The organism is Paenibacillus sp. sgz302164, assembly GCF_056120505.1.
Window position 1 is genome coordinate 50,922 of sequence record NZ_JBVYOL010000024.1, and the last position, 13,556, is coordinate 64,477.

At 47.9% G+C, this 13,556-nt stretch carries 14 protein-coding genes and 1 riboswitch; of the genes, 8 read left to right on the plus strand and 6 right to left on the minus strand.

Annotation, left to right across the window (positions count from 1 at the left end):
• Window positions 1-103 precede the first annotated feature (103 nt).
• Complete coding sequence (locus AC0LWT_RS30340) at window positions 104-724, minus strand: NAD(P)-dependent oxidoreductase (RefSeq protein WP_474685079.1); 621 nt, start codon at window positions 722-724, stop codon at window positions 104-106.
• A 162-nt stretch (window positions 725-886) separates the two neighbouring features.
• On the opposite strand from AC0LWT_RS30340, the gene rluF reads away from it, so the two are divergent.
• The gene (gene rluF / locus AC0LWT_RS30345) at window positions 887-1,594 is read left to right on the plus strand and encodes a 23S rRNA pseudouridine(2604) synthase RluF (RefSeq protein WP_474685022.1); all 708 of its coding nucleotides are present in this window, start codon (window positions 887-889) and stop codon (window positions 1,592-1,594) included.
• Window positions 1,595-1,693: 99 nt separating this feature from the next.
• Here the strand turns inward: rluF and AC0LWT_RS30350 are convergent, their stop codons facing one another.
• Window positions 1,694-2,326 (minus strand): FMN-dependent NADH-azoreductase, encoded by a 633-nt coding sequence (locus tag AC0LWT_RS30350; protein WP_474685023.1) that lies wholly within the window; start codon window positions 2,324-2,326, stop codon window positions 1,694-1,696.
• Window positions 2,327-2,684: 358 nt separating this feature from the next.
• On the opposite strand from AC0LWT_RS30350, the gene AC0LWT_RS30355 reads away from it, so the two are divergent.
• Both AC0LWT_RS30355 and AC0LWT_RS30360 read left to right on the plus strand, forming a co-directional pair.
• Window positions 2,685-2,939 (plus strand): transposase, encoded by a 255-nt coding sequence (locus AC0LWT_RS30355; protein WP_474685080.1) that lies wholly within the window; start codon window positions 2,685-2,687, stop codon window positions 2,937-2,939.
• Window positions 2,940-3,126: 187 nt separating this feature from the next.
• A complete protein-coding gene (locus AC0LWT_RS30360; protein ID WP_474685024.1) occupies window positions 3,127-3,567 on the plus strand; it encodes a hypothetical protein in 441 nt (146 codons plus the stop codon).
• A gap of 44 nt (window positions 3,568-3,611) precedes the next feature.
• Here the strand turns inward: AC0LWT_RS30360 and AC0LWT_RS30365 are convergent, their stop codons facing one another.
• Window positions 3,612-4,220: a DUF3238 domain-containing protein gene (locus tag AC0LWT_RS30365; RefSeq protein ID WP_474685025.1), complete on the minus strand. Its 609-nt coding sequence runs from the start codon at window positions 4,218-4,220 to the stop codon at window positions 3,612-3,614.
• A gap of 456 nt (window positions 4,221-4,676) precedes the next feature.
• Between AC0LWT_RS30365 and AC0LWT_RS30370 the strand changes: the two genes are divergently transcribed.
• A complete protein-coding gene (locus AC0LWT_RS30370) occupies window positions 4,677-4,826 on the plus strand; it encodes a hypothetical protein (RefSeq protein WP_474685026.1) in 150 nt (49 codons plus the stop codon).
• An 84-nt stretch (window positions 4,827-4,910) separates the two neighbouring features.
• Here AC0LWT_RS30370 and AC0LWT_RS30375 read toward each other — a convergent pair whose 3' ends face one another.
• The 3 genes from AC0LWT_RS30375 to AC0LWT_RS30385 are packed head-to-tail and all read right to left on the minus strand — an operon-like array spanning window position 4,911 to window position 5,663.
• Window positions 4,911-5,078 carry a YvrJ family protein gene (locus tag AC0LWT_RS30375; RefSeq protein ID WP_474685027.1) on the minus strand — a complete coding sequence of 56 codons (168 nt, stop codon included), beginning with the start codon at window positions 5,076-5,078 and terminating at the stop codon, window positions 4,911-4,913.
• 11 nt (window positions 5,079-5,089) lie between these two features.
• The gene (locus AC0LWT_RS30380) at window positions 5,090-5,290 is read right to left on the minus strand and encodes a helix-turn-helix domain-containing protein (protein WP_474685028.1); all 201 of its coding nucleotides are present in this window, start codon (window positions 5,288-5,290) and stop codon (window positions 5,090-5,092) included.
• 31 nt (window positions 5,291-5,321) lie between these two features.
• Complete coding sequence (locus AC0LWT_RS30385; protein ID WP_474685029.1) at window positions 5,322-5,663, minus strand: sigma factor-like helix-turn-helix DNA-binding protein; 342 nt, start codon at window positions 5,661-5,663, stop codon at window positions 5,322-5,324.
• A gap of 734 nt (window positions 5,664-6,397) precedes the next feature.
• Between AC0LWT_RS30385 and AC0LWT_RS30390 the strand changes: the two genes are divergently transcribed.
• From AC0LWT_RS30390 to AC0LWT_RS30405, 4 genes are all read left to right on the plus strand, one after another.
• Complete coding sequence (locus AC0LWT_RS30390) at window positions 6,398-8,770, plus strand: S-layer homology domain-containing protein (RefSeq protein WP_474685030.1); 2,373 nt, start codon at window positions 6,398-6,400, stop codon at window positions 8,768-8,770.
• Window positions 8,771-8,952: 182 nt separating this feature from the next.
• A complete protein-coding gene (gene ilvA, locus AC0LWT_RS30395) occupies window positions 8,953-10,209 on the plus strand; it encodes a threonine ammonia-lyase IlvA (RefSeq protein WP_474685031.1) in 1,257 nt (418 codons plus the stop codon).
• A gap of 93 nt (window positions 10,210-10,302) precedes the next feature.
• Window positions 10,303-10,389, plus strand: a riboswitch (cyclic di-GMP riboswitch).
• Between the two features lie 98 nt (window positions 10,390-10,487).
• Window positions 10,488-12,152 (plus strand): putative bifunctional diguanylate cyclase/phosphodiesterase, encoded by a 1,665-nt coding sequence (locus AC0LWT_RS30400; RefSeq protein ID WP_474685032.1) that lies wholly within the window; start codon window positions 10,488-10,490, stop codon window positions 12,150-12,152.
• Between the two features lie 278 nt (window positions 12,153-12,430).
• Window positions 12,431-13,498, plus strand: coding sequence for a BMP family lipoprotein (locus tag AC0LWT_RS30405; RefSeq protein WP_474685033.1), 1,068 nt, complete (start codon window positions 12,431-12,433; stop codon window positions 13,496-13,498).
• The last annotated feature ends 58 nt before the right edge of the window (window positions 13,499-13,556 follow it).

Here is a 13,556-nt window from a genome sequence, read left to right on the forward strand (position 1 = left end):
CTTTGGCGCGGGCACTTGACGGTTACGTGGGCCGTACGGTAAGCTGCACATTGCAAAAAAAACTCCTCCGATCGCTCGAAACAGCGATTAAAGGAGTTTTTTGTCAATAAGCAATGCCCACGCGGCAGCCGGCGAATTCGCCGCTCAACACCTGCTTATACGTAAACTCGGCCGTATCTCCGACGGATATCGATGTGCCGCCTTCGGGCAAAACATCTTTTTCCACCCGATACCGCCCAATCCGTTCGCCGTCGGGCAAATAAGTCGGGCACACGACCGTCCAAGACAGGCCGGACGACGCCAAAAGCTCCCACGCCTTGCGGTGCTCTTCGGCGGCCCGGACGGAAGAGCGCCGCGATTCCGGCGCCTCGTAGCGAAGCAGGCCGGGATGTTCCCGGCTTTGCAAAATGCCGGCCGTTCCGACGGTGACGATCCGGCCGATGCCGTGAGCCCGCATCGCGCGGATGACAAGCGGCATGCTTGAGGTCAGCGCAGCGCCTCCGTCTGTGCTCAGGCAGCTGACGACGGCGTCCGCGCCTCGCATGGCTGCCAGGACGTCTGCTTCGCGGCAGGCGTCTCCTTGAAGCGCAGCAAGGCGATCCGGCAGCCGCCCGAGCTTCCGGGGATCACGCACGAGCGCGGTTGCGCTGTGCCCGTCATCTAATGCAAGCCGGAGCACCTCGCCGCCTACGCGCCCCGTCCCGCCCAAAATGAATATGTGCATCGTCATTCACCGCTTTCCTAGTATTCCATCTATTGTACATGTTCCGTGCGGGGCGCGCGAGCCGGGAGTGCGGAGCCTACTTGAACCGCGCGGACGAATCCCGCATAATAGTTCTGTACGATTGCTGCGGCAACATTTTACTAGCAAGGGGATTTCCCGCCTATGAGGATCAATAAATTCATCAGCGAAACCGGCGTCTGCTCCAGACGGGAGGCGGACAAGTGGATCGAAGCGAAGCGGGTCACCATCAACGGCGAGGTGGCCGGGCTTGGCAGCGTCGTCGGACCGGGCGACGAAGTGCGGATCGACGGCAGGCCGATCGGAGCCAAGAAGGAGCATGTCTACATCGCGCTGAACAAGCCGGTTGGCATTACGAGCACGACGGAAACGCATGTGAAGGGCAATATCGTTGATTTTGTCGGGCACTCCGAAAGAATTTTCCCCATCGGAAGGCTGGACAAAGATTCGGAAGGATTGATCCTGCTGACCAATAACGGCGATATCGTCAACCAAATTTTGCGTGCGGAAAATAATCACGATAAAGAGTACATCGTAACGGTCAATAAATCCGTCACACCGATGTTTTTGCAGGGGATGGCCGGCGGTGTCAAAATTCTGGGCACGACTACGAAGCCCTGCGAGGTTCACCGGGTGGGCGAAAGAGTGTTCCGCATTATCCTGACGCAAGGGCTGAACCGGCAAATTCGCCGCATGTGCGAAGTGTTCGGGTACAGGGTCGTGCGTTTGCAGCGCGTAAGGATTATGCACATGCATCTCGGCAATCTGAAGACAGGCAAGTGGAGAAATTTGACGCAGGGAGAATTGCAGGAACTAATGCGGATTCTGGGGACAGCAGATGCAAAATCCTGAATGAGATCAAGGGCTTGAGAGCCCTTGATCTTTTTTTGCGGCAAAAAAAGACCCGCTGCTTGTAGCAGGGGTCTTTCCGCTAAGGAAGCCGGGAGTCGTTTAGAAGCGTTTTGCTGCCTCTTTGGCATCTGCGATTGCTTTTTCTTTAATAGCCGGAGCTTTCTCTGCCGATGACGTTCCCTCGACAAAAATCCCCTCGAGCGATTGAACCCCATAGAACTGCATAACTTTCTTCAAATAACTGTATCCCGATTCTAATGGAGCCGCAGGACCTTCCGAATATACGCCGCCGCTAGCTTGAATATGCAGGGCTTTCTTGCCGGACAGCAGGCCGACGGGACCATTTTCGGTGTATTTGAAAGTTTTACCCGCAACTGAAGTAGCGTCGATGTATGCTTTCAAAACCGGAGGGAACGAGAAGTTCCACATTGGAGAAACATAAACGTATTTGTCGGCAGCTACGAATTGATCAACGAGTGCCCCAAGACGAGCTACTTTTGATTGTTCCGCACCGGACAGTTGATCGAAAGAAGAACCTGACTGAAGTTTTCCCCAACCGCTGAAAACCTCGGCGTCAATTAGCGGGATATTTTCTTTATACAAGTCCAGATGAATAACTTCATCCGTTGGATTTGCTTCGCGGTATGCTTCAATAAATTCTTTTCCTACAGCAAGGCTGAAAGACGCTTGAGAATCGAGAGGATGTGCAGTGATATAAAGTACAGTTGCCATGAATCAAAACTTCCCTTCTATATGTTAGAATACTTACGATGTCATTATAACATATAATCTATAGTTTGTTACAAATTTTAATCTACTTACAAAATTTTAAAAGATGAAAAAATGTGTGTTCAAAATTACAGCGTCATTTCGGGAACAAACCGTGTGCTTCGGAGTTTTGAGAAAGTCTGGATGCGGTCGGAGTTACGCTTCCGTTTTTTTTACCACATAAGAATGTTTAAGTTCTTTACAGCGTAAAAGCGTAAGGGGTACCCTATCTAAACAAAAATTGGTATGCTTGAAATATGGAGACAAACGTACTGAAACAAATATTCATGGACCATTTGTGTTCCAGTATTATTATCGGCGAATGAATAAGAGTAAGGAATACGAGGTAGGAGTCATCACCGTCATTCATACATTCGGACGGGATTTAAAGTTTAACCCGCATATTCATGCACTAGTCACAGAAGGTACATTAGACAAGAATAAAGAGTGGAGAGGTGTGGAATACATCTCGTACGAATATTTACGAAAGGCATGGCAAAGGCTACTGCTGGATTTGATGCAGAAATGGTACCCGGAAAATACAGCGGTTTTCTCATTTGGCGTGCCCCTGGTATAATTTTTAATATCCACTTAAATGTGATAAAATAGTACTATAGTATTTTGTTGGAATTATTGTTGATTATTTTACTAGTTCAATCAATCGAACAAACAAACGATTCATAGTTGTTTCGCCCCGTTTTTTTGAGAAAATGTTGGATAGTGCCAGCAGGATAATTAATAAATTGAAAAAGGAGTATTAAGTAATGAAGATTCGATTCTTGAATTATGCAGTAGTAGTTGCTGTCAGCTACTTATCAGGAGTTCTTTTTTACAAAATAGCTCAACATCTACTCGCCATACCTGAAAAAAGTGAAATAGATCTACTATATCCTTGGATAACTATATTTTTTATTTTTTTTTCTATTCCGATTTATTTTGTCGTCAATTTATTTTTCCGTGTTACTAAATCCCACTTTGGAATTGTAAATTTTATATTTAAAACAATTGTATTGGTGATTTTTAGTATATTTACCGCGATAATAGTTCCTTTTATGTTTGGTGGTTTTGGCTATTTAAGTAAGGGAGAATTCTTGTTTTCAGATTTTGCGATTTTACTTTATTCATTTTTTGTAGGAGCAGCCATATTATTTTCCATTTGTACCACAGTAATCGAAAAGTACTTGAATAATAGGTATTTAGGTTAAAAAAGAAAGATCAAATCCCCCAAAAGGGATTTGATCTTTCTTTTTTAACCTTGAGCATTAACTGTTTGGCTTGCAGCGGGGAATAAGCCGGTGTGAACTGTGTATCCTTTAGAGCTTGGGTGGTATTGGTGAATTGATACCGGAAATGGCGAAGAATCTACTCGTTTCCAGATTTCATGTGCTGGATATCCGTCATGTGATCCTTGAACGGAAACATTGCCATTTTTATAAATTCTGATGGTATAATCCCAATTGATTGCAGGCGATGGATTAAACGTTGGAATAGCTACGTCTGCGCTCAGTTTAACATCGACCCAATCTCCATGCAAGGGATCAAAAAGATACGAAATCATTTTAACTCCATCGCTAGATGCTTGACCTTTAATGTCGCTGCGAATAACTTCCCCAGTGTTAATATCTACCGTTCTTTCTATAGTAGGGCCCACACCAGCATAATGCTGAACCGATTTATTCGTAAAGTTAGCCACTACGTGAGATGCCAACTTAAATGCATGGGGATTATTCTCGGTCCAGTAAGTAAAACTACGATTATTACCGTTATATAGGATTCGAACGGCAGTTGTGCGTAAGAACTCAATCCACTCAACATCAGGAATAAATGCTGTAACTCGAACTTCTACAATATTTGCCATAATAATATCATCCTCCAAATTATAGTTGAGATTTATGGATGATAGGAATGTATCATATTAAAGGCCATTCCCAACCTTCCAAATGATATAAATCATCCTTCTCACTATATAAGGAGATTATAATTCGCTTTTTACAACCTTGATTCAGTTCCTGCTTGTTGGGAACAGTTAAAGAGAGCTTATGTAATCAAATATATCATGGTGACTAGTACAAAATTTACCATATTGTGTACGTCTCCATGTAGAGAAATGAACGACCTCAATAAATGAAATAAAACAGAGAGGACCGCCTGAAGCGATCCTCTTATGCTATTGCCTTTAACTCACTTAAATCCAGCGTCAGAAGAAAATCAGAATGGAAGTTAAGTTCCGATACTAACGATACCGGAGCTTCCCAAGCTAAAACATGGAAATTAAATTACATCCACTTTGCTCATGGAGACAGCTACGCTGGTTATGGGCCTAATAGAGCTGCCGCGGATTCGTTCGGTTGTCGTGATGTGCTTCCAGGAGTGCCGGTGGTATTCGTCTTATCGCAAGCCGGGCGACCGGGCGCTGGCGAGGAAGCAGGAGTTTGTGCCACAGACCCGGTTTGACGGCTGCTGAATTGGCACGGCCCGAATAATATCATGGTTTTAGATAACAGGTTCTTCGTATGCACCCAGTGGCTTCGCTGATAGCTATGGAGGTCTATTTAGTTGATTTATCTACCTCAACAGATACCCCCATTTTAACGGCAATTGCTTGCATAACTTTAGTGTTAGATTGTATGGTTTTTTCTAACCTCATTAAAGAAAACATTGCCACCACCATAGGAAAACCATACTGGGAAATTAAAGATAAAATCTGAACGTCCATAAACTTTCCTCCTACCAATTTTTTATAATATATTCAATAAAATCTGTTTTAATAGATTGTATGGCATCTTCACTAGGCATTTTTATATATCTAGACATATTTCGGATCTCTTCATCAAAGTAAAATAAGAGCATTTCGATAAATTTTTCTTTATTGTCTTCTTTCTGATGGTTCATTAACTCAGTTATAAATTGATCTCGCTCTGTCTGCATTCACTGTTCCTCCTGCTCCTCCAGTAATTGCCTATTGATTTTCTAATTCTACTTTATACCTCAAACACTCTAAGCTTTTCTTTTTCCACTTACTTACTGCCTGTTGCGATATATGGAGTTCATCAGCAACTTCTTTTTCCTTCAATCCATCTATGTAAATTCTTTTAATAATATAGCGTCCCTTTTCTGAATCGATGTTTTGAATTAATTCATCAATTTGAATATAGTCTAATCTTTCTGATACATCATTTCGATAATTAGGGAGATGTTCAAAAGAATCTATTGATATAATCTCACGACTTATGTGCTTACGAGCACGATATTGAATACGCCATGCCAAGCGTTGTAAAACCTGACGATATTGTTCTAACAATCACACCACCCCCTTCATTCTTACTCTCCTAATTAATAAAGTAAAATATATCATAAATTTACAACCTCTTATACGAAAAATGGGAACAAATGTTTCTTTTTGTTATTGGTTTAATATTAAATTACTAGCCTCTTTTTATAAGACTACATATAGCGGACTTTTTGAAGAATTTTTTTGAGGGTCAATGGTTGTAAAAACGAGTTGAAATTTGCCCTAATAAGAGGCTGTTCAAAAAGCGTTATATCAGTTTGAAACACTAGTAGAGGGGGGGGGACGATTCTGGAAAATAGGAATGAAAGGGATCCCACTTCCAACGAGGAATCGTTCCTCATACCGACTCAATTTCAGTCCCCGAATTTGGATAGACGTATCCCTTGTTTCGTGAATGGTCTTTTTTTCGGTTGCCTATTAATGAGGACTTACCCTGCCAGCGGCAGCGAGATTTGCTCCACTTGTATCTCTTGTATCTTTTTAAGTGTGGCTACATGATTCGGAGGCAGAATCGTTCCCCGTACATGTGCAATCATCCGCTCAATCAACCGAAACACATCTCGCAGAATAAACCATTTTTCAACGCATTTGGTTGTACCGTGGCTGGGCTTCACCCAACCGGAGGTCGATAATTTTCCTTATTTTCATGGCGTTTGGCCAGCAACCTTTTTTCGGATGGCGGCGTCTAGGGTGTAGAACTGGAAAAGTTTATCGCTATTAAGCGCACGAGGAGGAAGATTCAATTGAAATTGGTCAAAAAAGCAGGAACCGTCGCTATCGCATCAGCGCTTCTGCTCACTGCGGCTCCGCAGGCATGGGCGAATGATGCCGCAGTAGGGACTCAAGCTATCAGATTGCCCATCAAAGGCGACGACACCGCACAGCTCGAGCCCAAAATTACTAAAGACCAAGCCCTTGAACTTGCCAGGAAATACGTTGCAATTCCGGATGGGTATACGCTGCAGTCGGCTAACCTGAACGCTTATTATGTAATGAACGGACACAGCATTCCGAACTGGAACTTAAGTTTCGTGAAGAAAGTGAAAGACCAGTATTTAGGCGATCTGCATGTTACGATTAACGGTATTAGCGGAGAAATGGTCGGATATTCGATCAACGACAAAGATCCCGAGCATAAATTGAGCTACCCGCCGAAAGTCGATTTCAAAGGAGCCAAAGCGATCGCTTCCGCATGGATCGGGAAGGTAAATCCGGATAAGCAGAAGGAACTGCTGTACAACCAGACGGAGGAGGATTCCTTCCGCACCCCTCTGAACGGAAATTATCAGTACAACATCCGTTTTGACCGGGCGGTTAACGGCATTCCGTTTATGGAGAACGGCGTCAATGTCACTGTGAACGGGGACGGGCAGGTAACCGGCTACAATTACAACTGGGATGACGATGTGACATTCGAGACGAATGTGACGCCGATCGGCGAGGACAAAATCGCCCAGACCTTCAAAGACAAAGCCGACGTTACCTTAGCCTATCAAATCCCTTATGAAGCAAAAGGCGAGAAAAAACCGCTCATTGCCTACACATTAGTTCCATTCGCCCTGAACGCTGTGAACGGCGAAGTTTGGAACCAGGGCGCTTTTTCCCAGTCTCTTTATGCAAGTGACAACAAGCCGCTTACAGAGCAACCGCTGTCCGGTAAACCGGCTTCCAATTTGAATCTGACCAAGGAAGAAGCCGTCAAAAAGGTAACCGATGCGTTCAAGCTGCCCGATGACTACAAGCTGCGCGACGCTTCCTACAACGAGGTCACTTCCCCTGAGACGGGAGAGAGCAGCTCAAGCTGGAACCTGAACTGGAGCCGGCCGGCGGCGGAGAACGATTCGACGGGTAAAATCGGCGGCAGCGGCGCCTGGGCTGCGGTGAACAGCAAAACCGGCGAGATTATGAGCTTCAACAAGTACATTAATTATCCAAATGACGGGACCAAGCCGGTTGACGGCAAGGTGGCGCTGGATACGGCCAAAGCGTCTGTCATCGATTTTGTGAAAAAGAATTTGCCCGCTTACACGGACCAGCTCGTAATGAGCGCACCTGTAGAAAAGAACATACCTGCCGAACAATTGAAACAGCAGCGCACCTGGGAGTTCAATTTCAAACGGGTTATCGATGGCGTGAGCGCCAATTACGAGAGTGTGAATGTGAGCATTGACCGGACTGGCGGCGCGATCTTGAATTACTACAATTCGATTACCAATTTGCCGTATCCGAAGCAGAAGCCCGAAGTGATCGCCCTCGACAAAGCGAAAGAAACGCTGCTATCGCAGTATGAGATCAAGCTGAACTATGTGGTAGCGAACAGCGGGGCTCCAGGGGGCATTCCCATCGAGAAATACAGATTGATGATCGCAGCGGGAGAAAGCGTTCCGAGCGCTCCTGTGGGCGGAGACAATAAAAAGCTCGAGGCTAAACTGGTCTACTCCCTGATTCCGAAATTCACGCGCGAACAGTTCTTCCTGAACGCCCAGACGGGGCAGTGGGTCAATGCCTCCAACGGCGAAGTCATTTCGCTGGAACGCGTGAAAGTGGACGATATCGAGAATCATTGGGCGAAGAACGAGCTGCAATTGATGCTGGACTATCAAGCGCTTGACGTCAAAGACGGCAAGGTGAACCCGGATCAAGCCATCACTCGCGGGGAATTGATCAAAATGCTGGTCATTGCGATGAACGGAGGCAACAGCGGCATTTATTACCCTGCGGCACGCGCAGCTTCCTTCGCGGATGTGCAAAGCACGTCCAAATATTTCGCCTATGTCGAAAATGCGGTCGACCGCGGATTGCTGGTTCCTGGCGAGGATTTTAATCCGGAAGCCAAAATCACCCGCGAAGACATGGCCCAGCTCATCGTTAAGGCGCTTGGTTACAAAAGCTTGACGAAATACGAGAATGTTTTCAACAAAAACTTTGCGGATGCGGCCAAGCTGAAAAATATCGGAGAAGCTGCGATTGTCGTCGGTCTGGATATCATGTCGCTGAATAACGGCAGCTTTGAGCCCGGGCAGGAAGTGACAAAAGCACAGGCTGCCGTAGCGTTCTCCCGCTACCTGCAAAAGCGCGCCGATCTTCAGGACCAGCGATCCCGTTACGTATACTAAATCCTTATGGAACAAGCATGCCGCATCGCCGGTGTGCTTGTTTTTTTTGCGGGAAACGGTTCCCGCTTTCCGAAACCCGCCGTGTAAAATTATTCCTCGTGTGCTTCCCAGCCCTGCAAGATATGTTACAATAGGCTTTAAAACTTAATCTTGTGCGAACACGGCAAAAGGAGCAGAAGAGCATGGCTGTAAATGGAAGAGTAGGTCTGGAAGACATCATCAAGGCGAATCATGTGCTCAGCAAAGTGATCGAGCCCTCGCCCCTGCAGCGCAACGAGCTTTTATCAAACTTGTATGAGTGCAACGTATACTTGAAACGCGAAGATTTGCAGATCGTGAGATCGTTCAAAATTCGCGGAGCTTATAATGTCATTCAAAGCTTGTCTCCCGAGGAGCGGGCGGCGGGAGTCGTCTGCGCCAGCGCCGGCAATCACGCGCAGGGAGTCGCTTTTTCCTGCAAGCACTTGGGCATCGAAGGGAAAATCTTCATGCCGACGACGACGCCCCGGCAAAAGATTTCGCAGGTCAAGCTGTTCGGCGGAGCTTTTGTCGAGGTCATCCTTACAGGAGATACCTTTGACGATTCCTCCGCTCAGGCCAGGGAGTACTGCGCCCGGGAGAACAAGGCGTTTATTCATCCGTTCGACGACGCGCGCACGATTGCCGGACAAGGCACGGTCGGTCTTGAGATTATGAACCAGATGCCTGAGACGCCGGATTTTATTTTTGCCACGATCGGCGGCGGCGGACTTGTCTCGGGAATTTCCACTTATGTGCAAAGCGTAGCTCCGCAGACGCGCATTATCGGCGTAGAGCCGGAGGGCGCCGCAAGCATGTCTGAGGCGCTTAAGCTGGGACAAGTCATCACGTTGGCAACGATCGACAAATTCGTCGACGGGGCGGCCGTGAAGCAGGTAGGGCAATTGAATTACGAGATTTGCAAGGAGAATGTCGAGGATATCGTTATCGTGCCAGCCGGCAAGGAGTGTACGACGATTCTGGAGCTTTACAACAGCAATGCGATCGTGATCGAGCCTGCCGGGGCGCTTCCGGTTGCGGCGCTTGACGCATACAAGGAACAAATCCGCGGCAAAAACGTAGTCTGCGTCATCAGCGGCGGCAACAACGACATTGACCGGATGCAGGAAATCAAGGAACGCTCGTTGATCTACGAGGGGCTTAAGCACTACTTTATTTTGAACTTCCCGCAGCGCGCCGGTGCTTTGCGCGAGTTTTTGGAGGAAGTTCTCGGGCCTTCCGACGATATTACCAGATTTGAATATACGAAGAAAAACAATAGAGACGACGCGCCGGCGCTGGTCGGCATCGAGTTGAAAAACAAGGACGACTACCACGGGCTTATCGAGCGCCTCTCGCGCAAAGATTACGGCTACATCGAGATTAACAAGGATCCGAAGCTGTTCAATCTGCTCATTTGAAAATTTCCGATTTACAGCAGAACCGGAAGATTCTATTAGCTAATTTTGGTTAAATATGGTATAGTAAATAAGTCCCAGAAAACTCGAATATTTTTCGAAAAAAGGCAAACTTGCCGAAAGGCAAGGACGCAAAGCCGCAGGTCTAAGGTTGCATTCAACTAGGACAGCTGGGCTGCCGAAGGGTTGAATTATACCTAACAGGTACTACCTGCGGCTATTCCATGTGATGGAATAGCCTTTTCTTCTTTATACAGGTTTGGGGGGAGGAGGTTATAAGCGTGAACGGCGGTACATCATCCAAACGGGAGCGGCATGCAATTAACTTTGCGTGGGAATATTTGTGCCTGCTTGGCGTCAGTCTGCTGACGGCGAATCTGCTTGTCTCGGCATCGTTCCATGCAATGGGCTGGCTGGCCGGGATATTGTTTGCGGGCTTTGCTTGCTCCGCTTTTCTCGTCAAGCGAAAGGCTTCTATTGTTTTATTGGCGGCGGCGGCGTGCGCATGGCTGCTGCTTTCATTCGTGTTTCTTGCGTCCGAATTGTTCGCAAGTTTGTTGACTCATACGGTCCTGTGCATGTTTTTCGTCTACGGGATCCGGCAGTTGGCTGCGTCGCGGGAGCATTATAAGAGCAGGAGCATGGAAATGGAATACATCGCGCATCACGATTCCTTGACGGGTTTGCCGAACCGGAGGCTGTTCGAAGACCGTCTGGAGCGGTCACTGCTGCATGCCAAGCGCCACAATACACTGGTTGCCGTTGTTTTTTTGGATCTGGACCGTTTCAAGCATGTAAACGACACGCTCGGGCACGCTTATGGCGACATGCTCATCCGGCAGGCCGGCCAAAGGCTGACAAGCAGCCTGGGGGAAGAAGATACCGTATACCGTCAGGGCGGGGACGAGTTTACGATTTTGCTGCCTCATATTATGAAGCAGGAGGATGTCCGCCTCGCAGCGTCCCGTATTCAGGCGGCGCTTGAGGAGCCTTTTGTGCTTGAGGGAAGCCCTTTTGCGGTTTCGGCAAGCATGGGGATTGCGCTGTACCCGTATGACGGGGAGACGCCGCGGCAGTTAATGAAGCATGCGGACGAAGCGATGTATGCGGCCAAGAAGCATGGGGAAAATTACCTCCGTTTCTATGACGCAGAAATAAATGCCGAGCCGGCAGGCCCGGAGCGCATGGAGCGGGCGCTTCGCGCCGCCTTGGACAATGGCGAACTGGAGCTGTACTATCAGCCGCAATATGAGCTTTCCGGCAAACGTCTGATCGGAATGGAGGCGGTAATCCGCTGGCACTGTCCGGGGCAGGGGGAAATCCCGGGCAGCGAGTGGGTGCGCGTCGCCGAGGAAACCGGCCTGATGACCGCCATCGGCGAGTGGACGCTGCGAACAGCGTGCAAACAGGCGAAAAGCTGGCTGGACGCGGGATATCCTCCTTTGCGGCTGACCGTCGCTGTAACCGCTTCACAGTTCAGGGACCGAGGCTTCATCGATCTGGTGGCCGACGCCATCAAGGAAACGGGCCTTGAGCCCGGCATGATCGAGCTCGATTTGGCGGAAGACATATCTTCTTCCGGCGTGGAGGAGACCGGCGAGAAGCTGAAGTTATTGAAAGCTTTCGGATTTCGAATCGCCATGGACGATTTGTGCACCGGCCTGTTCACCAGAAGCGGCGCCGACCGGGTGCCGATGGACAGCGTCAAGCTCGATAGCACGATCGTCCGCGACCTTCCCGAAGACGGCGAAAATCAGCTGCTGGCGGAAGCGATCGCCATGATGGCGCAGCGTCTGCGTCTTAATCTGATCGCCAAGGGAGTGGAAACCGAGGAGCAGCTCGAACATTTGCAAAGTATGCAATGCACGGAAGCTCAAGGCAAGCTTTTCAGCAGCCCTCTGCATCCTGAGGAATTCATTCAATTAATGAAAGACAAAATAAGTTAACGGAAATGATATGGATTTTATCAACCACAGGTAGTATAATCGGGAATTGGGGCTCTACACCTATTTGTAGCCAGTCACAAACATGATTATGTTACCTTGTATGACATGACGAATTGTGCCGCAATAACGGGGAAACTACTTTTCCGCCCTTGGAATTGATGGTACAATTGACACATGAATGCGTTACATATTTTCATTCCTTCATGGTGACACTACAAGTTGGCCTTTCGTGAAGCAGTCTAAAGAAGTAGTCAAATTTATTAGTTGGGGGTAATACGATGAAAAAAGTGTTTTCAACTGCATTAATGGCTGTTACAGTGACAGCGGTAGTGCTGTCCGGATGCGCAAAGAAAGAGGATAAAACAGGCGGCGCATCGGCTTCTCCGGCTCCTAGTGCGGCAGCTACGGCGGCGGCAACTCCGGGCGGCGCGGCCAAAGACATGAAGATCGGAATGGTTACCGACATTGGCGGCGTGAACGACAAGTCGTTTAACCAAAGCGCTTGGGAAGGCTTGCAAAAGCTGAAAAAAGACACCGGCGCCAATGTGAAAAATCTGGAGAGCAAAAGCGACTCCGATTACATCCCGAACTTGAACCAATTCGTCAAAGATAAATACAACCTGACTTGGGGAATCGGCTTCCTGATGGGCGATGCGCTGAAAACGGTAGCGACCCAGAACCCTGATGCAAAACTGGCCATTATCGACAACGTCGTAGAAGCTCCGAACGTAGAGTCGGTTACATTCTCCGAGCAAGAAGGCGCTTATCTGGTAGGCGTAGTTGCAGGTCTTACAACGACAACGAACAAAATCGGCTTCGTCGGCGGTGTGAAAATTCCGGTTATCCAACGTTTTGAAGCGGGCTTCAAAGCGGGAGTTGCGGCAGTTAACCCTAAAGCCACAATCCAAATCAACTACACAGGCGCTTTTGACAAGCCTGACCTTGGCAAAGCGGCAGCCGCAACCATCTATAACGATGGCGCGGACATCATTTTCCACGCAGCAGGTTCGACGGGCAACGGCGTATTCAACGAAGCGAAGGACCGTTTCAAAGCCGGCAAAAAAGTATGGGTAATCGGTGTCGACAAAGACCAATCCCTGGAGTTTGGCGACGACGTCACCCTCACTTCCATGTTGAAACGCGTTGATCAAGCGGTTGAGCGCGTGTCCAAAGATGTCATCGACAACAAGTTCCAAGGCGGCAAAACCATAGTTCTCGGTCTGAAAGACAACGGCGTAGGCTTGCCTGAAACTTCCAAGAAAAACGTTAAGCCTGAAATTTTGGCAAAAGTCGATGAATACAAAGCGAAAATTATTAGCGGCGAAATCAAAGTCCCTGAACAATAAGCACCTGTCCGCGCGCAGCGTCAGCTCGAGGAACGTGTCGCATGCTATTGTTAAAACA